17 protein-coding genes and 1 pseudogene are annotated in these 17,603 nt (G+C 74.2%); 10 read left to right on the forward strand and 8 right to left on the reverse strand.

Going from position 1 to position 17,603, the window contains the following annotated elements:
• Window positions 1-21: 21 nt before the first annotated feature.
• The gene (locus EDD39_RS37085; protein WP_425269808.1) at window positions 22-1,605 is read right to left on the reverse strand and encodes an FMN-binding glutamate synthase family protein; all 1,584 of its coding nucleotides are present in this window, start codon (window positions 1,603-1,605) and stop codon (window positions 22-24) included.
• Between the two features lie 126 nt (window positions 1,606-1,731).
• Here EDD39_RS37085 and EDD39_RS37090 point away from each other — a divergent pair, with 126 nt between their 5' ends.
• Both EDD39_RS37090 and EDD39_RS37095 read left to right on the forward strand, forming a co-directional pair.
• Entirely contained in the window at window positions 1,732-2,643 is a 912-nt protein-coding gene (locus tag EDD39_RS37090) for an alpha/beta fold hydrolase (RefSeq protein WP_208765769.1), read from the forward strand.
• A complete protein-coding gene (locus tag EDD39_RS37095; RefSeq protein WP_123564111.1) occupies window positions 2,640-3,413 on the forward strand; it encodes a MerR family transcriptional regulator in 774 nt (257 codons plus the stop codon). Before EDD39_RS37090 ends, EDD39_RS37095 begins: the two co-directional genes overlap by 4 nt.
• Window positions 3,414-3,434: 21 nt before the next feature.
• Here the strand turns inward: EDD39_RS37095 and EDD39_RS37100 are convergent, their stop codons facing one another.
• Window positions 3,435-4,133: a TetR/AcrR family transcriptional regulator gene (locus EDD39_RS37100; protein WP_123563954.1), complete on the reverse strand. Its 699-nt coding sequence runs from the start codon at window positions 4,131-4,133 to the stop codon at window positions 3,435-3,437.
• A 68-nt stretch (window positions 4,134-4,201) separates the two neighbouring features.
• Between EDD39_RS37100 and EDD39_RS37105 the strand changes: the two genes are divergently transcribed.
• Window positions 4,202-5,092, forward strand: a complete 891-nt coding sequence (locus EDD39_RS37105) for an SDR family NAD(P)-dependent oxidoreductase (protein ID WP_123563955.1) — start codon at window positions 4,202-4,204, stop codon at window positions 5,090-5,092.
• 295 nt (window positions 5,093-5,387) lie between these two features.
• Window positions 5,388-5,552 (forward strand): DUF6480 family protein, encoded by a 165-nt coding sequence (locus EDD39_RS40055; protein ID WP_157852568.1) that lies wholly within the window; start codon window positions 5,388-5,390, stop codon window positions 5,550-5,552.
• Between the two features lie 155 nt (window positions 5,553-5,707).
• On the opposite strand, the gene EDD39_RS37110 is transcribed toward EDD39_RS40055, so the two are convergent.
• Complete coding sequence (locus EDD39_RS37110) at window positions 5,708-5,881, reverse strand: CsbD family protein (RefSeq protein WP_123563956.1); 174 nt, start codon at window positions 5,879-5,881, stop codon at window positions 5,708-5,710.
• Between the two features lie 291 nt (window positions 5,882-6,172).
• Here EDD39_RS37110 and EDD39_RS37115 point away from each other — a divergent pair, with 291 nt between their 5' ends.
• On the forward strand, window positions 6,173-7,444 hold the full coding sequence (locus EDD39_RS37115) for a benzoate/H(+) symporter BenE family transporter (protein ID WP_123563957.1): 1,272 nt from the start codon (window positions 6,173-6,175) through the stop codon (window positions 7,442-7,444).
• Window positions 7,445-7,592: 148 nt separating this feature from the next.
• On the opposite strand, the gene EDD39_RS39160 is transcribed toward EDD39_RS37115, so the two are convergent.
• Window positions 7,593-7,787: a hypothetical protein gene (locus tag EDD39_RS39160; RefSeq protein ID WP_148089601.1), complete on the reverse strand. Its 195-nt coding sequence runs from the start codon at window positions 7,785-7,787 to the stop codon at window positions 7,593-7,595.
• Window positions 7,788-8,125: 338 nt separating this feature from the next.
• On the opposite strand from EDD39_RS39160, the gene EDD39_RS37120 reads away from it, so the two are divergent.
• Window positions 8,126-8,908 carry a hypothetical protein gene (locus EDD39_RS37120; RefSeq protein WP_123563958.1) on the forward strand — a complete coding sequence of 261 codons (783 nt, stop codon included), beginning with the start codon at window positions 8,126-8,128 and terminating at the stop codon, window positions 8,906-8,908.
• Window positions 8,909-9,008: 100 nt separating this feature from the next.
• On the opposite strand, the gene EDD39_RS37125 is transcribed toward EDD39_RS37120, so the two are convergent.
• Together EDD39_RS37125 and EDD39_RS37130 are read right to left on the reverse strand one after the other, a co-directional pair.
• A complete protein-coding gene (locus EDD39_RS37125; RefSeq protein WP_123563959.1) occupies window positions 9,009-10,364 on the reverse strand; it encodes a hypothetical protein in 1,356 nt (451 codons plus the stop codon).
• A gap of 337 nt (window positions 10,365-10,701) precedes the next feature.
• Window positions 10,702-11,730: an aldo/keto reductase gene (locus EDD39_RS37130; protein ID WP_123563960.1), complete on the reverse strand. Its 1,029-nt coding sequence runs from the start codon at window positions 11,728-11,730 to the stop codon at window positions 10,702-10,704.
• Window positions 11,731-11,834: 104 nt separating this feature from the next.
• On the opposite strand from EDD39_RS37130, the gene EDD39_RS37135 reads away from it, so the two are divergent.
• From EDD39_RS37135 to EDD39_RS37150, 4 genes and pseudogenes are all read left to right on the forward strand, one after another.
• A complete protein-coding gene (locus EDD39_RS37135) occupies window positions 11,835-12,776 on the forward strand; it encodes a helix-turn-helix transcriptional regulator (protein ID WP_123563961.1) in 942 nt (313 codons plus the stop codon).
• A gap of 424 nt (window positions 12,777-13,200) precedes the next feature.
• A pseudogene (locus EDD39_RS37140) lies at window positions 13,201-13,374 on the forward strand (MmyB family transcriptional regulator); the annotation flags it as partial.
• 270 nt (window positions 13,375-13,644) lie between these two features.
• Window positions 13,645-14,103, forward strand: coding sequence for an ATP-binding protein (locus tag EDD39_RS37145; RefSeq protein WP_123563962.1), 459 nt, complete (start codon window positions 13,645-13,647; stop codon window positions 14,101-14,103).
• Window positions 14,104-14,468: 365 nt separating this feature from the next.
• Entirely contained in the window at window positions 14,469-15,449 is a 981-nt protein-coding gene (locus tag EDD39_RS37150; protein WP_123563963.1) for an MBL fold metallo-hydrolase, read from the forward strand.
• Between the two features lie 685 nt (window positions 15,450-16,134).
• Here the strand turns inward: EDD39_RS37150 and EDD39_RS37155 are convergent.
• Both EDD39_RS37155 and EDD39_RS37160 read right to left on the reverse strand, forming a co-directional pair.
• The gene (locus EDD39_RS37155; protein WP_123563964.1) at window positions 16,135-16,863 is read right to left on the reverse strand and encodes a dienelactone hydrolase family protein; all 729 of its coding nucleotides are present in this window, start codon (window positions 16,861-16,863) and stop codon (window positions 16,135-16,137) included.
• A 53-nt stretch (window positions 16,864-16,916) separates the two neighbouring features.
• A complete protein-coding gene (locus EDD39_RS37160) occupies window positions 16,917-17,588 on the reverse strand; it encodes a TetR/AcrR family transcriptional regulator (RefSeq protein WP_123563965.1) in 672 nt (223 codons plus the stop codon).
• Between the last annotated feature and the right edge of the window lie 15 nt (window positions 17,589-17,603).

Raw genomic sequence — 17,603 nt, forward strand, 5'->3', positions numbered from 1 at the left:
AGTAGGGGGGGCGGGGGGCGTTCAGACGGTGAAGCAGTCGGGATCGGCCTCGTGCCAGTCCCGGGCCCAGGACTCCGGCGGGCCGTCCAGCAGCCGGCCCGCCGCCATCGGCGGATGGAGGTCCGCGTAGGAGCGGACGGTCCGCTGGTCGAGGCGGCGGCGCAGCATCCGCGGGTGCAGGCCGGACGGGTCGTCCACGCCCATCGCCGCCATGATCTGCAGGGCGCTTTTGACGGTCGCCTCCTGGTAGCGGGCGACCCGCTGCGACTTGTCGCCCACGTGCAGGGCCCGGGCCCGGCGGGGGTCCTGGGTGGCCACGCCGACCGGGCAGGTGTTGGTGTGGCAGCGCTGCGCCTGGATGCAGCCGAGCGCGAACATCATGGCCCGCGCCGCGTTGGTGTAGTCGGCGCCCTGGACCAGCCGCTTCACCAGGTCGCTGCCGGTGGCGACCTTGCCGCTGGCGCCGATCCGGACCCGGTCCCGCAGCCCGGTGCCCAGCAGCGCGTCGTGCACCGTCAACAGGCCCTCGGTGAGCGGCACCCCGAGGTGGTCGGCGAACTCCAGCGGGGCCGCGCCGGTGCCGCCCTCGGCGCCGTCCACCACGATGAAGTCCGGGGTGACGCCCTCCGACAGCATGGCCTTGCACACCGCCAGGAACTGCTGCCGCGAGCCGACGCACAGCTTGAAGCCGACCGGTTTGCCGTCCGCCAGCTCCCGCATCCGGGCCAGGAACAGCACCAGTTCGCGCGGCGTGGAGAACACCCGGTGGTACGGCGGCGAGACGACCGTCTCGCCCTGCGGCACGCCGCGCACCCGGGCGATCTCGGCGTTGACCTTCGGACCGGGCAGCACGCCGCCGATGCCGGGCTTGGCGCCCTGGCCGAGCTTCAACGACACGCACCTGACCTGCGGGTGCGCGGCCTTCTCGGCGAACTGCGCCGGATCGAAGCCGCCGTCCCCCGTGCGGCAGCCGAAGTACCCGGTGCCGATCTCCCAGACCAGGTCGCCGCCCGGCCGCAGGTGGTACTCCGACAGGCCGCCCTCCCCGGTGTCGTGCGCGAAGCCGCCCAGCGCCGCGCCCGTGTTCAGCGCCAGCACCGCATTGGCCGACAGCGAGCCGAAGCTCATCGCCGAGACGTTCAGCAGCGCCATGTCGTACGGCCGGGTGCAGTCCGGCCCGCCGACCCGCACCCGCGGAGCCTCCTCGGGCACCGCGACCGGGGCCAGCGACGGGACGAGGAACTCCCGGCCGGGCTCGTACAGGTCCAGCTCGGTGCCGAACGGCTCCTCGGCGTCGGTGCCCTTGGCCCGCTGGTAGACGATGCTCCGGGTGTCCCGGTCGAACGGGCGGCCGTCCACGTTCCGTTCGACGAAGTACTGCTGCACTTCCGGCCGGACGTCCTCCAGGGCGAACCGCAGGTGCCCCAGCACCGGGTAGTTGCGCAGCACCGAGTGCCGGACCTGCAGCACGTCGGCGACCGCCAGGGCCGCCAGCGCCAGCAGCGGCGCCGCCGCGAACCACCACCACGGCGACACCGCCACCGCCACTGCCACGGCCGCCGCCGCTCCGCCCACCAGCCAGGCCACCCACAGGAATCTCAGCACGGCCGCCGTCTAACCCGGATCGCCCGACCCCAGTCCTCCCCGCCCCCGGACGGGGGGTGCCCCGGACGGGGGGTGCCCCGGACGGGGGTTGACCTTGACCCTGGGTCAATCCCGAAGCTGGAAGCCATGACGACGAACACGAACACGAACGCGAACGCGAACACGGCCAAGGTCAAGGTCAAGGCCAAGGTCACGAACACGGTCACGGTCGCGGGGCCGAGCCCCGCCCCCCGCTGGAGCGGCATGGTCCCCGTCGAGGACACGGCCCTGGCGGTCACCGACACCGGCGGCCCGGGCCGGCCGGTGCTCTACCTCAACGGCTCCTACGCCACCCAGCGCAACTGGCGGCCCACGATCGCCGAACTCGGCGACGGCTACCGGCACATCACCTTCGACGAGCGCGCCCGCGGCAGGTCGCGGACCTCCGCGGACTACTCCTTCCGGGCGTGCCTGCGCGACATCGACGCCGTCCTGGACGCGACCGGCGCGCAGCGGCCGATCCTGGTCGGCTGGTCCTACGGCGCGGCGCTGGCGCTCCACCACTCCACCCGCGACCCGGGCCGGACCGCCGGCGCGGTGATGGTCGACGGCGGCTACCCGTGGGACTACCTGGCCACCGTCGAGGGCGGCCGGGAGGCGGCCAGGGAACAGATCCGCGCGATGTTCCGGAGGTTCGGGTGGATCATGCCGCTGGTCCGGCCGCTGGGCCTGGCCGCGCGGATGTCCGCCGCGGCGCACGCCGAGATCAACATCGAACTGAACGAGATCGTCGCCGGGAGCGGCCCGCTCTTCGACCTGGTGGACTTCCCGATGCGCTACCTGGTGGCCACCGGGGCCAGCCTCGGCGGCACCGCCGAGGGCCTGGCGGCCATGCGCGCCACCTTGGACCCGGTGCTCGCCCGCAACCCCCGGGTCCGGATCAGCGCCACCGTCCCCAGCAAGCACACCACCGTCCTCCGCAAGGACTTCCGCGCCGTCGCCGCCGCGGTGCGGGAGGTCGCCGCGGCGAGCGGCGGTAGGGTCGACCGGTGCGCATGACGGACGGGGTGACGATCGGCCAGGCCGCGGCCTTCGCCGGTGTGACGGTGAAGACGATCCGGCACTACCACAAGAACGGCCTGCTGGCGGAGCCCGGACGCGACTCGTCCGGCTACCGCCGCTACGGGACGGCGCACCTGCTCCGGCTGGTGCAGGTGCGCACCCTCGCCGGGGCCGGCGTGCCGCTCGCCGAGGCGGGAGCGATCCTGGACGCCGACCCGGACCGCTTCGCGGCCTCCCTCGTCGAGGTGGAGAAGGACCTCACGGCCCGGATCGAGGAACTGGCCGCCCGCCGCGAGACGCTGCGCCGCCTCACCCAGGGCGACCGGGTCCTGCTGCCCGGCCGGGCGCTCGCCCTGCTCGACCGGATGCCCGGACTCGGCTTCTCCGACCCGGACGTGACCACGGCCCGCGAAGCGCTCATCCTGGTCCGGGCCCTCCTGCCGGAGGGCTTCGAGGACTACCTCGCCCAGATCGAACGGGGCCTCGACGACCCGCGGCACGTCGCCGTCGTCACACTGCTCTGGGCCGCCGGCGACTGGGACCCGGACGACCCCCGGATCGAGGAGCTCGCCACCGAAGCCGCCCGGCACTTCGCCGCCGACCCCTCCCTGCTGCCCACCCTCCCCGGCCTCCGGGACCGCGAGGACGGCCGCACCCGCGAGCGACTCCTCACCCACCACGGCGAGGAGCAGCGTCCCGGCTGGACCAGGCTGACCGCCCTGATCGAGCACAAGGTCCGAGCGGCCCGGGAGAACGGCCGGACCTGACCGGCCGCCGAGCCGCCGGGATCAGGCCCGCGCGCCCGGCTGCTCCGCGGGCACGGAGGCCCCGGCCGCCGTGCCCACCGTGCCGGCCAGGAACGCGGTGAGGACGCGGCGCAGGCGGGGTTCGACCTCGACGACGGCGTGCGCGAGGCGGGGGTCACCGGTGTAGAGCTCCCGGAGGCGGGGGCCGGGGCTGGCGATCTGCCACAGGGCGCCGGCCATGCCGGTCGCGGTGGCGACGGTGTCGAGGACCTGCGCCTCGTCCAGACCGAGCAGGCGGTTCAACTCCTCGCCGATCAGGGCGACTTCGTGCAGGGTGAGGAGCTTGAAGCCGCGCACCGCCTCCAGTGAGACGTTGCGCTCCAGGTTGAGCGGGGCCTGCGCGAGCAGGTCGCAGAACACCGGGCGGGCCGCCAGTGTCGCGGCGACGGCCCCGGCGACCTCGGCGGTGGTGGCGGCGGTCCGCGCCGCCAGGTCGGCGCGCAGCGTCGCGGACCACTCCCGCCAGCCCTCGGCGGTGAGTTCGAGGAAGATCTGCTCCCTGGTCTCGAAGTAGCGCAGCAGCGCGGACTTGTGCATGCCGACCTCGGCGGCGATGTCGGTGAGGGAGACGTCGCGGATGCCGCGGTCCCGGCCGAGGGCCCGGGCCGCGTCCAGGATCGCGGCCTCCCGCGCCTGCTTGGCTTCGGTGCTGCGGGCCCGTCGGAAGGCTGGCTGGCTCATGGCCCCATCATAGGGAGGTATAAGAGAACGATGTTGCGTTATTAAGAGAACGGTGTTGTACTAATGGCATGAGCGAAGACGCGCACAACACCCAGCAGGTCTGGTTCGTCACCGGTTCGTCCCGCGGCCTCGGCCGCGCCCTGGTCACCGCCGCCCTCGACGCGGGCGACCTCGTCGTGGCCACCGCCCGCCGCCCCGAAGCCCTCCGCGCCGAACTGGCCGAGTACGGCGACCGGGTCCTCGCCCTGCCCCTGGACGTCACCAGTCCTGACCAGGCGCGCGCGGCCGTCGACGCCGCGCTCGCCCGCTTCGGGCGCATCGACGTCCTGGTGAACAACGCCGGGTACGCCAACGTGTCGCCCGTGGAGAGCGCCGACGACGAGGACTTCCGCGCCCAGTTCGAGACCAACTTCTGGGGCGTCTACCACGTCACCAAGGCCGCACTGCCCGCGCTGCGCCGCCAGGGGTCGGGCACCGTCGTCCAGTTCTCCTCGGTCGGCGGCCGGGTCGGCGGCTCACCGGGCATCGCCTCGTACCAGGCGGCCAAGTTCGCCGTCGACGGCTTCACCCGGTCGCTGGCGGCGGAGACCGCGCCGTTCGGCATCCGGTTCACGGTCGTCGAGCCGAGCGGCTTCGCCACCGACTGGGCGGGCGACTCCATGACCGTCCACCCCGTCCCCGAGCCCTACGAGCAGACCGTGGGCGCGATGAACCGCCGGGTCCGCCAGGGCACCTCCGGCGCCGCCGGGGACCCGGCGCGGGCCGCCGAGATCCTCGTGCGCACCGTGCGCCGCGGCGACGCTCCCAGCCACCTGCTGCTCGGGGCCAACGCGGTGACCATGGCGCTCGACTACTCCCGCCGCCAGCTGGAGGAGGCCGGCGCCTGGGAGAAGGTGAGCCGCTCCGCCGACTTCACCGAGCCCTACCCCGTCGAACTCCCGCCCCCGCCGTCGTCCTGACCACCCGCCCGCTCTCCGGCCGGCGGCACCCCCCCGTGGCCGGTAGGGCGAGGGACGCGCCCTCCGCGTCGCTTCTCAACCCACTTCCGCCTTCCGGCCGAGCGGGGCGGGGCGGGGCGGACCGAGCTGACCTCGCGTCCGGGCGCTGACGGGTGGACCGTGGAGAGGGAAGCGAACCGCGTGCCGCGGCACTCGGAACCACCAGGAGGATGCGATGTCCGTCAGCCACCCCGTTTCCGCTCCCGCTCCCGTGCCCGTGCCGGTGCCCGTCCCCGCTCCGGCGGAAGGCCATTCCGTGCCGACCGAAACCCCCGAGTGCGAAGCCTCGACCACCCACGGCATCTCCACGCCCGAGGCGGTGGAACTGCACACGGCCTGGCCCGGCTGGATCCCCCTGCTGGCCATCATGGTCATGGTCGTCTGCTGCATCGGCTTCGCCGTCGGACGGATCTTCGCCTGAGCCCGCTGTCCCCGAGAGGACGGTGACAGCTCCGGACAGCGACAACCCCCGGACGGTGACAGCTCCGGACGGCGACGGCTCCCGGGCCGGTGCGGACGTGCGGGGGCCCACCCGGTCAGACCGGGTGGGCCCCCGCACGGACTGCCGGGCGGTGCTCAGTCCTTGAAGGCGTCCTTGACGTGCTCGCCGGCCTGCTTGAGGTCGCCCTTGGCCTGGTCGGCCTTGCCCTCGGCCTCGAGGCGCTCGTTGCCGACGGCCTTGCCGGCGGCCTCCTTGGCGGTGCCCTTGAGCTTGTCGCCGGTGTTGTGGATCTTGTCGCCCGTGCTCATCGCGTCCTCCTCGAACCGTCCGCGCCACTGGCGCCCTTCGTGCTGACAGGGCCCCGCCTACCCGCGTGAACCGGAGAGATTCCCAGGAATATTCGCCGGGGCCAAGGGCACACGGCGGTCCGGCACGGACCACGTGGAGGTTGCCGTGGTTCCCCTTCTCCTCGCCCTGCTGCCGACCCTGCCGCTACTCGGCCCCGGGCCCGGCCCCGGCTTCGGCACGGCTTCGTCGACGCCGGTGGAGGCGGCCCGCCCCCGGCAGGGCGGGCGTCGGGGTGACGGGATACTGCTGCCATGTCAGATCATCGGACCGCCGCCCGGGTCGGGCCCGTCCCGAACGAATCCCCCGCCCCGCCGCCGGACCGGCCCTCGCTGCGGCGGGACGTCTCGCTGCCCGCCCTGCTGGCCGGCCTCGTGTGCATCGCCGTCTCCTTCTCCGGCCCGCTGGTCGTCGTGCTCGCCGCAGCCGCCGCCGGACACCTGGACCAGGCGCACACCGCCTCCTGGATCTGGGCGGTGTCGATCGGCAGCGGACTGACCTGCCTGCTGCTGAGCTGGTGGACCCGCACCCCCGTGATCACCGCCTGGTCGACCCCCGGCGCGGCGCTGCTGATCGGCAGCCTCGGCGCGTACCCCTACCCGGAGGCGGTCGGGGCGTTCCTGCTCAGCTCGGTCGCCGTCGCGCTGTTCGGCGCCACCGGCCTGTTCGGACGGCTGATCAGGGCGATCCCGACCGGCATCGTCAACGCCATGCTGGCCGGCATCCTGTTCGCCTTCGGCGCGGGCATCTTCGCCGAGCTGCAGGCCGCCCCCACCCTGGTGCTGGGCAGCTTCACCGTCTTCCTGCTGGCCAAACGCCTGCTGCCGCGCTACGCCGTCCCGCTGGCGCTGCTCGCCGGCGCCCTGCTGGCCGCGGCCACCGTCGGACTCCCGCTGCACCTCGGCTCCGGCGGTCCCACCCACCCCGTCTGGACCACCCCCGCGTTCTCCTGGCCCGCCGCCGTCGGCCTGGCGCTGCCGCTCACCATCGTCGCGCTGGCCTCGCAGAACGCCCCCGGCCTCGGCATCATGCGGGCCTCCGGCTACGAGCCCGACGACCGGCTGCTGGTCGGCGTCACCGGCGGCCTGTCGGTGCTGCTCGCCCCGTTCGGCTCGCCCGGCGTCAACCTGGCAGCGATCACCGCCGCGATCTGCACCAGCCCCGAGAGCCACCCCGACCCCCGCCGACGGTACGTGGCCGGCATGTCCGCAGGCGTGCTCTACCTGCTGGTCGGCAGTTTCGGCGGTGTCCTGGTCAGCCTGTTCACCGGTCTGCCGCACGCCCTGATCGCGGTGATCGCCGGCGTCGCCCTGCTGGCCTCCTTCCAGGGCAGCCTGGCCGCCGCGGTCGCCGAGGAGCGGGACCGCGACAGCGCGGTGGTCACCTTCCTGGCCACCGCCTCCGGCATGACCCTGTTCGGCATCGGCGCCCCGTTCTGGGGCCTCCTGCTGGGCCTGGCCACTCACGCCGTCCTGACCTACCGCCGCCGGGACCGACGTCGGCAGCCGCCCCGCCGCCAGGGCTGACGTCTGTAGCCGCAGGTGCGCACGAGGAACACGTCGAGGCTGACGAACAGCCGCGGGCGGCCGGTGCCCGCACCGTGTTCGGTGGCACGCGGCTGTTCGGCAGCCGATCCCGACGCCTTCGGCCGCCACCGGTGTGACCGTGCCGTCCTCAAGGAGGCCACCGGCCCCTCCGGGCCCGGACCCGGAGGTTCGACGGCTCCTCGTCGAGGGTGGCGTACAGCGGGAAGCCGTTGCGGGCCACGGCGCCGCGCGGTGCGTCGAGGAGTCCGCTGCCGTCGACGTCGCAGGCGATCTCTACGAGGACGCCCGTCTTCGGCGGCCCGAGGGCTACCCGCGCAGGCACGCACCCGCCGCGGCGAGGAGGCGCAGAACCGTCAGCAGAACCTCCGGGCCCCCGCGGGCCGGGACGGGCGGCCGTCCGGCTCGCCGAGGCCACCGAGGACCATGTCGGCCCTGCGTCTGGTCATCTCCGCGACCGCCGGCCGGCGCACGGCCGCGCAGCGGATCGCACCGGCCGGCAGCAGCCGTCGGCCCGGTAGGTGACGGCGCCGAACATTCCGACCGGCCCGACCGGTGGGCAGCGCTCATCCACAGTGGCCCCTGTGCCTTCTCCTTCGGATCCTGCCTCCCCGGCGAGCCCCCGGCGGTCGGCCCCTTGCCGGGGGCGACTACGCTCCGTGCGTGATCACACCGTCCAACCCGCACCTCGCCCAACTCCTCGACAGCTTCGGCGGGCAGGAGCCCGACCCGATGGACCTGTTCATCGCGCTGTTCGACGGCGGCCTGTACGTGCCGATCGCCGCGCCCGGCGAGGTGATCACCGGCCGCGACCCGGAGGGAGGGCGAGTGGTGCTCGGCTTCGCCGACCCCCGGCTCGGCCGGGACCTTCCGGGAGCCGTCGGCGCGGCCTACTACGACGCGGCCCAACTGATGAGCCTGCTGGAGGGCAGCGGGGCCGTGCGGCTGGTGCTCCGCTCCGCGCAGGGGGAGTGGAAACTGCCCCGGGCGCTGCTGGACGCCTGGGCCCGGGACTTCCGCGGCGAGCGCCTGCTGCTCGAACCGCCGACCGGACCGGACGCGACGGCCCTGCTGGAGGCCCTGGCCCGGCGGATGAGCGGCTTCCCGGCAGTCCGCACCGCCTGGCTGTCGCTGGCCCGCTGGCCGGACTCCCCGGACCCCCAACTGCTGCTGCACGTCGCCGTGGACGAGGACCCGCCCGGCCCCGTCGCCAACCACCTGCTGCGGGCGCTGCTCCACGAGCAGCCGCTGCGCCACCTGGCCTACCCGAAGGTCGCCGTCGTCCCGCTGCACCCCGACGCGCACGCGGAGACCATCGCCGACCTGGACCGCCGCGGCCTGCCCGCGGTGCGCCGCGACTCCCGGCCCGGCCCGCTCGGAACGCCCGCATCCGCCGCCCCGCCCACTGCCCCGGAGCCGAAGCGCCGCTGGTTCCAGCGCCCCTGACGGGCAGTGACATCCGCAGGACGTTGAACGGCCCCGCAGGGCCCGGCCGCCGAGCGCGGCGGGGCCGAGCTGTCGCGGCGGGGCGGGGCCGGCGGGGCCTCTACCGGTGGTCGCGTTCCTCGCGCTGGTGGAACCAGCCCTCGGAGAAGTCCTCGACGCGCTGGAGGAGGGCCAGGGCGTCGGGGACGCGATCGAGGTCGATCAGGTGGCCGGCCAGGGTCGTGGTGTGCCACCGCGGAACGGCGTGCCGACCGAGGAGGGCCACCACCTCGTCGGTGCGTGCGGCACCGGCGAGGAGGCGGGCGAGGTCGCAGGCCGCGTGGGGAGTGTCGGCTTCGGGATGGGCGCGGGCCTGCCGCAGCGCGGTGTCGACGCCGTCTCGGGCGGCGAGCAGCGGCAGCCGGATCCGGTACAGCTCCCACTCCTCCTCGCCGCCGCGCCGGGCGGCCAGGGCGTCGAGGTGGGCGAGTCCCTCGGCGGGCAGGCCTTGTTCCAGGCACAGTTCGGCGAGGACGTGCAGGATCCAGTCCTCGCCGGGACGCTGGTCGGCCTGCTCGCGCAGCACGGCGACGGCCTCCTCGCCGCGGCCGTGCCGGGCCAGCAGTCGAGCGTGCGCGAAGGCCGCGTTCGGGTGCCCGGACGCGGGCAGTTCCTCCCACCGGTACACCGCGATCGCGGCCTCGACGTCCCCGCGCCCCTCCAGTACCCGCGCCAGCGGCTCCAGCGCCTCTGCGTCGCCGCAGGCCTTCGCGTGGGCGCACAGCTCCTGGAAGCGGCCGTGCCGGGCCAGCAGGTCCGCCGGCTGGTTGCGTCCGTTGAGCCGGACGACGCGTCGGCGCCGCAGCAGGTCGAGGGCGTCGTCGACGCGGCCCTGGCGTTCGCGGATGGTGGCGAGCAGCCCGAGGGCGGTATCGGCGTCGACGCCGTCGCAGCACCAGGGCGGGTCCGTACACCGGTACCCGGCGATCCGGGCCTCGAGCAGCGCGGCGGCCTCCTCGTCGCGGCCGGCCGCGTGGGCGACGTCGATCAGGGCCTCGACGCGCCCGTGCTCGTCGGCGTGGGGCAGCAGCAGGTCGAAGGCCTCCTGGGCGCGGCCGTGCCGGGCCAGCAGCCGCGCGTAGTACTCCAGCGCCCGAGGGTGGCCCAGCGCCATCCGGGCCCGCACGGCATCGAGCGCCTCCTCCGCGCGGCCCCCGCCCTCCAGCAGTTCGGCGACCTCCACCACGGCCGTCCACCAGGTCGTCGCGGCGTACGGTGCCAGCACCTCGAGCGCCTCCTCCAGCCGCCCCTGCCCGGCCAGCACCCCGGCCCACGCCCGCGCACACCACCACTGCCCGCACCCGGCCTGCTCCGCCACCACCGCGGCGTGCCCGCGCTCCAGCAGTCGCTCGACCAGCTCCGACGGGATCCAACCGGCGCCGGTACGGCACCGGCGCTCAAGATCGTCAGCGTCCATGGCCGAGCACCGTAGTGCTCGTCTCCGACATCGGCCGGCACGGGCGGCCACCAGGGCATACGGCAGGTGGGAACGACGCTCCCCGCCGGTCGGCGCCTCGGCCCGGTCGGCTGCCGAGCGGCAGGCCTGCGCCGAAGTCCTGGACGAGCCGAGGGCGCTGATCGCGGTGTCGGTGAAGTCCGACCGCAGCAAGGCGGCGGTCGGACCGCCGGCTGCGGTAGTGGGCGGCGGCCGATCCATGACCGTGATCCACGGCCGGAGCACTCGACCGGCCGTCGTGGGACCGGGCCTCTCCGGGCGGGCGCCGCCCGCACCGCGCTGTGCCGTCACGCTGTCGTCACGCCGCTGCGCGTTCGGCGGGCGGCCGACGCCTCAGCTCCCGCCGGCGGACGGCCGGCGGCTGGTAGGCCATGTCGAGCGTGCCCGTGTCCGTGCCGGGCGGCACGATGGCGTCGATCCGGTCCAGGACGTCGTCCGGGAGGGTGACCTCGGCGCCCGCGAGCAGGTCGTCCAGGTGCGCCATCGTCCGCGGTCCGAGAAGCGCGGACGTGACGCCGGGGTGGGCGAGCACGAAGCCCATGGCCAGGTGGGTCAGCGGCATGCCCGCCTCCTCGGCGAGCGGGACGAGCCGTTCGACGACGTCGAGCCGCCGGTCGTCCTTGAGGTGCTGGAAGCCGTACTGCGAACGGTGGGTCGAAGGCTGCCGGCCCTTGCGGTAGCGCCCGGTCAGCAGCCCGCCGCCGAGCGGCGACCAGACCAAGGTGCCCATGCCGAACTCCTGCGCCACCGGGAGCACTTCGCGCTCGATGCCCCGGTTGAGGATCGAGTACACGGGCTGCTCGGTGCGCGGCCGGGCGAGGCCGCGCCGCTCGGCGACCCAGTGGGCGCGCACGAGTTCGGAGGCCGGCATGGCCGAGGTGCCGAAGGTGCGGATCTTGCCGGCCCGCTGCAGGTCGGTGAGAGCCCCGAGCGTCTCCTCGATGTCGGTGCCGGGGTCCGGGCGGTGGATCTGGTAGACGTCGACGTAGTCGGTGTCGAGGCGGCGCAGCGAGTCCTCCAGCGCGCGCACCAGCCAGCGCCGGGACGCGCCCTGGTGGTTGGGCTCGTCGCCCATCGGGTTCCCGGCCTTCGTCGCGAGCACGACGTCGGCTCGACGGCCCTTCAGCGCGCGGCCCACGATCTCCTCCGACTCGCCGCGCGCGTACATGTCGGCCGTGTCGATGAGGTTGATGCCGGCGTCCAGGGCCCGGTGGATGATGCGGACGCAGTCGTCGTGGTCGGGGTTGCCGATGGCGCCGAACATCATGGCGCCCAGAGCGTAGGGGCTCACCTTGATCCCGGTCCTGCCGAGGCCGCGGTAACGCATGTTCTCTCCTGGAATCCGTTGGTGGGGTGCTGCCACCAGCCTGCCCGGGAGGAGGCGGACGATGAATACTTGTGAGTCCCGTTTTTCTGCGCGAGAGTACGGTTGTGACCCCTGATCGACTCTCCGAAGCACTCGACCTGGTCGAGGTCCGCGGCGTCCTCACCGGCGGCATCGCGGCCCGCGGCGGATGGCGGGGCCGCGGACCGCTCTCCGACCCGGTCAAGTTCTTCGCCCTCGTCAGCGGCCGGGCCCGCCTCACCACCGACGGGGTCGACGGACCGGTCGACCTCGTGGCGGGCGACGTCGCGATCCTCACCGGCCGCTCCTGGGTCGCATTCGAGGCCGGCGCGGAACCCCGCCAAGAAGTGCAGCCGGAATCCGACTTCTCCACCGACCGCTTCACCCGCTCCGACCGCGACGCCGACGACATCGTCATCGGCGGCTGCGTCAGCCTGAACGAGGCCGGAAGAACACTCCTCCTCGAATCACTGCCGCCACTGGCCCACATCAGGCCGACCGGTGACGACGACCGCCTCCTCCCCGTCCTGCTGCGCCTGTTCGACGAGGCCACCGCACAGCGGCCCGGTTCGGCCTTCGCCATCCGGCAGTACGGCCAGCTCCTCCTCCTGGAGCTGCTGCGCTCCTACGTCGACCAGTGCACACTGCCGTCCGGCTGGCTGCGGCTGCTCGTCGACGAACGCCTGCGCCCCGCCCTCGACCTGCTGCACGACCGCCCCGGCCGCCCCTGGGGGCTCGAGGAGCTGGCGAGAGCAGCCACCATGTCCCGGACGACCTTCGCCGAGCGGTTCCGGGAGGCAGCCGGCGTGCCACCGCTGACCTACCTGGGACGGTGGCGCATGCTGCTCGCCCAGCGCGCACTCCGGGACGGTGACGCCCGCGTCGCGGCCCTCGCCGAGGAGTTGGGCTACGGATCGGAGAGCGCCTTCAGCACGGCATTCAAACGGGTCGTCGGCGAGTCGCCGCTACGCTACCGGGCCCGCGTGCGACAGGACGCCACCAGCCGCCCCCGGAGCGAGACACCATGACACGTCGTCGGCCCGGCCCGGCCCGGCCCGGCTTCCTGCGAGGCCCGGCGACGCGGGCGTCCGCCCGGCGGCTGCGCAGGTGAGCGCGGGCCGCCCGCCGCCGAGCTGCCGGTAGCGACGGACGCTGCGCAGGGAATCGGCCGAGGAGCCCGGCCCGGACCTGGCCGCCGAGGACGTCGACGAAGACACCGGACGCGGGCGTGACCGCCGACGCGACCAGGACCCCGCTCTGCGACCCGGCGAACCCCCGCGCCGGTGACCGGCCACCGACCCGCTGCCCGGCCCGGTCCGCTCGGAGCCGTCGGCACCGCTTTCGCCCTCGACCAGGACCCGGAGCCGACCGCCCATGCGCGACGTCCTGGAGCCCGCGGCGACCCGCAACTGCCCGCACCGCGACCAGCCGATCACCATCGCCGCCCCGCGCAAGACCCTCCACCACCCGCTGATCGGGGCCGTCACCCTCAACTGCGACGTCCTGGACATCACCGACCAGGACCAGCAAGCCGTGATCTACACGGCCGAGCCCGGCTCTCCCGCCGAGGAGGCGCTGCGCCTGCTGTCGGTGATCGGCACGCAGCGCACGGACGTACCCGGCTGAGCCGAGCGCCGACCGCCGGAGACCTTCGGCTCCCCCCCGGCCCCGGTTTCCGCACACCGCGGCACCGCCGATCCCCTCGTCCCCACCTCTTCCGAGCCCGAACTCGAACCCGCCCCTGGCAGCCGCCTGACACAGGACACCCCGTGCCCCGCGCACTTCTGGCCGGAAAGGGCCGAGGTGGCGTTCCACCGCCGATTCGTCGGTGCATACGCCACAGCGCTGGGGGCAGCCGGAGGAGACCGGAGTCTTCACAAGGAGGCGAGTTGTGGCATGGGCGATATCCAAGCGGTGGGCTGGGCCCGGCGAATGCCGGTCAGCGCGGGAGTGCGCGAGGGCCGTGACTGGGTCCGCAGGCATCTGGCGACGCTCGGCTGGGACGAAGCCGAGCCGGAGTTGGCGGACGGCGTCGTGCTGGCAGTCTCCGAGCTGCTGACGAACGCTCACGTGCACGCGCACAGCGACGCGGAGCTGGTTCTGACGTGGGACGGACACTGCCTGCGCCTGAGCGTCCACGACCACAACCCCCTGCCCCCTCGCCCGCGGACAGCAGAACCCGGCGCTCTTGGCGGCAGGGGACTGGTGCTGGTCGATGCGGTGGCCGACCACTGGGGCACCCGGCCCACGAAGGAAGGGAAGACCGTCACCGCCTGCTTCCACCCCCCGTCGGCCGTTCGAGGCCCCTTGAACGCAACGGGCACGCACCGGTCTGCCCCACCCGGCGCGGGCTGAGGGCCCGGCGCGAAGGCGGTGGCGGCGCTGATCGCGGTCGGCGCGACCCGCACGGCCGGCCGCAGCCGCATCGCCCGGCACCGGGCCGCTCCAGGACGAAGCGGGCCGCGTCGAGCTCGTGGAGCAACTCGCCGTCCAGCGGTCCAAACGCCTTCGTCCACGCCCGGCGCAACGCGCAGGACACCGGTACCGCCCTGGTGCCGGCCGCGCCCGCCGCGCCGGTGGACCGCCTGCCGGAGAGCACCGGCAGGTACCAGGTGTCCGGCATCCGTCCCGGCGTCGGGAGCGCCCTCGCCGAGCGCCCGGCCTCCTGCGACCGGTCGGCGGTGGAACCGGCGGCACACGACCGACCGTCCTAGCCGAACATGAGCGACAACGAGAAGACCTTAGGACGACGCGGACTCCTGCGGACGGCGGTCGCGGGTGCCGCCTTCCTGCCGGTGGCCGCTGCCGTCCCCGCAGCAGCCGCCGCGGGCGACCCCGCCGCCGCAGCCGACCCCGGGCCGGACCGGCAGGGCGGCGGCGAGACGGCGTTCACCTGGCTGGGCAACAGCGGGTGGCGGATCGAGGGCAACGGCAAGACCGTGCTGTTCGACCCGTACCTCACCCGCTTCCCCACCCACGGCTTCGACCCCGCCACCCCCCTCACCACCGCCGCCGACGTGGTCGACGCCCACATCGGGAAACCGGACCTCGTCCTGGTCAGCCACAGCCACTGGGACCACGTCAACGACGTCCCGTACATCGCGAAGAGCCGCGGGGTGCAGGTGGTCGGCACCGCCACCACCTGCCACCTGCTGCAGGCGGCGGGCGTCGACCCGGCCCAGCTGATCGTGGTCAAGGGCGGCGAGGTGCTCGACTTCGGCGGGTACACCGTGCGGGTGGTGGCCAGCCTGCACAGTCGCAACGCCAAGCACCGCTACTGGGCGCCCGGCACGCTCACCGCGCCGCCCGCCGCCCCGCCCCGCACGATCGGCGAACTCGTCGAGGGCGACACCCTGGCCTTCCAGGTCCGGCTCGGCGACGGCCCCTCGACCCTGCTGACCGGCGCCAGCGACTTCGTCGAGCACACCTACGCCGGCCTGCGGCCGGACGTGGCGATGATCGCGGTCGAGAGCACCGCCCGCACCACCCACCAGTACGTGCCCCGGCTGCTGCAGGCCCTCGACCTCCCGCGCACCGTCGTCCCCGTGCACTGGGACAACTTCGAGACACCACTGACCGACCCCGCCGTCCAGGACCCGGGCATGGACCTCGACGGCCTCGTCACCCAGGTGCGCCAACTCTCCCCGCGCACCCGGCTGATCCGCCCCGAACACCTCGCCACCCTGCACCTGCGCCCCTGACGGACAACCGCGAACTCCAGCGGCCCGCGGCCGGGCTGCTGGTGGCGCCGACGATCCGGCAAGCCGCCCGCACCGCCGACGTGCCGGTCGACGACGTGCCCCTGGCCGACGTACTGCGGGTGCGGTGCCGTCGCGGCCCGCGCCGACTCCGATTGGAACTGACCCTCCGACAACCCTTGGACCCCGCCCCGATGTTGTCCCACACACACGCCGGGGCGGTGCGGCCGGTGGAGCAGCATCCAGTCGGAGGCCCCGGGCCCCGAGCACGCGCCCCTGTCGCGCGCCGGGCCCGGGGCCGACCTGCAGCTCGGCTCCCGCCGACAACTCCGGGGGGGAGGCCCTCGAACACGTCCGGCCGGAGCGGTCGTGCTGTTCACGCGCTCCCGTTCCGGCGCGGGCCGATGGTGACCGTCACCAGCTGGACCCCGGCCGATGCCGGGAGGACCGACGCCGCAGTGGCTCTGCCAGACGGCCAGACGGCCAGACGGCCAGGCTGTCCGGCAGCCAGGCTGTCCGGCCGTTCAGGTCGGCGCACGGGCACGCCGCGAAGAGCCTTCCTGTCGAGCGCGGCTCCACGGTCCCGTCCTCGACCGGCCAGGTTCCCCGCCCCCTGTGACGTCACGGCGTTCCGCGCGAACCGCGCTCGCGCGCAGATCGAATCTGCGCGTCGATTCTCCGCGAGCTCCTACAAGTGCCGGGCCAGTGCCTCGTAGACCCGCCGCCAGGCGTCGGCGGTGGCCTCCGCGTCGTGGTCCGCCGGCCGGTCGGCGGCGAAGCCGTGGCGGGCGCCCGGGTAGGTGATCAGCTCGTGCCCGACCCCGGCGGCGGTGAGCCGGTGCTCGGCCTCCTGCCACTCCTCCTGGGGGAGGATGTGGTCCAGTTCGCCGCAGAAGCCCAGCAGGTGCACCCCGTTGGCGGCGATGCGTTCGGCCGTCTCCAGCGGGGGCACCGGACCGACCAGCGGGAAGCCGGAGTTGAGCAGCCAGCCCGGGTAGAACACCGCTGCCAGCTCGAAGCGCAGCTCGGTGGCCGCGCGCACGGCGATGTGCCCGCCCATGCTCGTCCCGAGGAACGCCACCCCGTGCCCGTCGGCCAGTTCGCGGGCCGCGGCCAGGGCCTCGGCCGCGTCGGCGACCAGTTCGTCGCGGTCCAGGGCCTTCATCAGGACCAGGCCCGCCTCGCGCTCCTCGGCCTCGTAGCCCAGCTCGGTGCGGCGTGCGTTGCGCCAGTAGAAGTCCGGTGCCACCGCGGCGTACCCGCGTGCCGCCAACTCGGCGCACACGTCCCGCAGGTAGGCGTTGACCCCGTACAGCTCGGAGCAGACCACCACCGCGCCGCGCACCTCGCCCGCCGGGCGGTGCACGTGGGCCTCCAGGCCGCCTGGAGTGCCCAGTTCCTGCCATTGACCTGCCATCGGATCCCCCGTCGAGTCGATCGGAAACCAGCCGTCGCGCAGCGTAGTGGACGTCACCGGTGCGGACGACCGGTTTTCGCGCGGGCACCGGTCCCGCTGTCCGGGGGCGCGGTGAAGCCCGCGCAGAGCAGGCGCACGCTGCGGACGAACTTCTCGTCCTGGTCCAGCCGCTCCATCAACGGGCCCATCAGCAGCGGGAAGCGGGCGCACAGGTCGGCGTACCGCTCGGCGGTGACCGTCGGCGGTGCGGCGGGCTGGTTCTGCTCCTGCAGCACGAAGCCGGTGACGTGGCTGAGCAGGACGTCGGCGGCGATCCCGCACCGTTCGGCGGGCACGCCGCCGTCGAGGAGGGTGCGCAGCAGGCGCTCCATCAGGGAGAGGGCACCGGTGCTGAGCACGCCGGGGCTCTCGGCGAACAGCTGGGCGCCGCCGGGGTGCTGTTTGAGGCTCAGGCGCAGGGCGGCGGCCTGGGCCCCGATCCGCTCCGGCCAGCGGGTGGCGGCCGGCAGGGCGTCCAGGGCGGCGGTGCCCTCCTCGTACGCGTGGTGGCAGATCCGGTCGGCCATCAGGGCGAGCAGTTCGTCCTTGCCGCGCACGTGGTAGTAGAGACTGCCGGCGTGGGCGCCCAGGCGGTCGGCGACCTGACGCATCGACAGGTTCTGGTAGCCGACCTCGGCGAAGACGGCCATGCCCGCGTCGACGATGCGCTCCTTGGTGAGCTTCATGGTTCCACCGTACAA

The sequence above is a fragment of the Kitasatospora cineracea genome, assembly GCF_003751605.1.
Taxonomy (GTDB): domain Bacteria; phylum Actinomycetota; class Actinomycetes; order Streptomycetales; family Streptomycetaceae; genus Kitasatospora; species Kitasatospora cineracea.

Bases quoted from the DNA above. Each gene is read 5' to 3' on its own strand.
- EDD39_RS37090 (WP_208765769.1), top strand. From the start codon at position 1,732: ATGACGACGAACACGAACACGAACGCGAACGCGAACACGGCCAAGGTC.
- EDD39_RS37095 (WP_123564111.1), top strand. From the start codon at position 2,640: ATGACGGACGGGGTGACGATCGGCCAGGCCGCGGCCTTCGCCGGTGTG.
- EDD39_RS37100 (WP_123563954.1), bottom strand. From the start codon at position 4,133: ATGAGCCAGCCAGCCTTCCGACGGGCCCGCAGCACCGAAGCCAAGCAG.
- EDD39_RS37105 (WP_123563955.1), top strand. From the start codon at position 4,202: ATGAGCGAAGACGCGCACAACACCCAGCAGGTCTGGTTCGTCACCGGT.
- EDD39_RS37110 (WP_123563956.1), bottom strand. From the start codon at position 5,881: ATGAGCACGGGCGACAAGATCCACAACACCGGCGACAAGCTCAAGGGC.
- EDD39_RS37115 (WP_123563957.1), top strand. From the start codon at position 6,173: ATGTCAGATCATCGGACCGCCGCCCGGGTCGGGCCCGTCCCGAACGAA.
- EDD39_RS37125 (WP_123563959.1), bottom strand. From the start codon at position 10,364: ATGGACGCTGACGATCTTGAGCGCCGGTGCCGTACCGGCGCCGGTTGG.
- EDD39_RS37130 (WP_123563960.1), bottom strand. From the start codon at position 11,730: ATGCGTTACCGCGGCCTCGGCAGGACCGGGATCAAGGTGAGCCCCTAC.
- EDD39_RS37145 (WP_123563962.1), top strand. From the start codon at position 13,645: ATGGGCGATATCCAAGCGGTGGGCTGGGCCCGGCGAATGCCGGTCAGC.
- EDD39_RS37150 (WP_123563963.1), top strand. From the start codon at position 14,469: ATGAGCGACAACGAGAAGACCTTAGGACGACGCGGACTCCTGCGGACG.
- EDD39_RS37155 (WP_123563964.1), bottom strand. From the start codon at position 16,863: ATGGCAGGTCAATGGCAGGAACTGGGCACTCCAGGCGGCCTGGAGGCC.
- EDD39_RS37160 (WP_123563965.1), bottom strand. From the start codon at position 17,588: ATGAAGCTCACCAAGGAGCGCATCGTCGACGCGGGCATGGCCGTCTTC.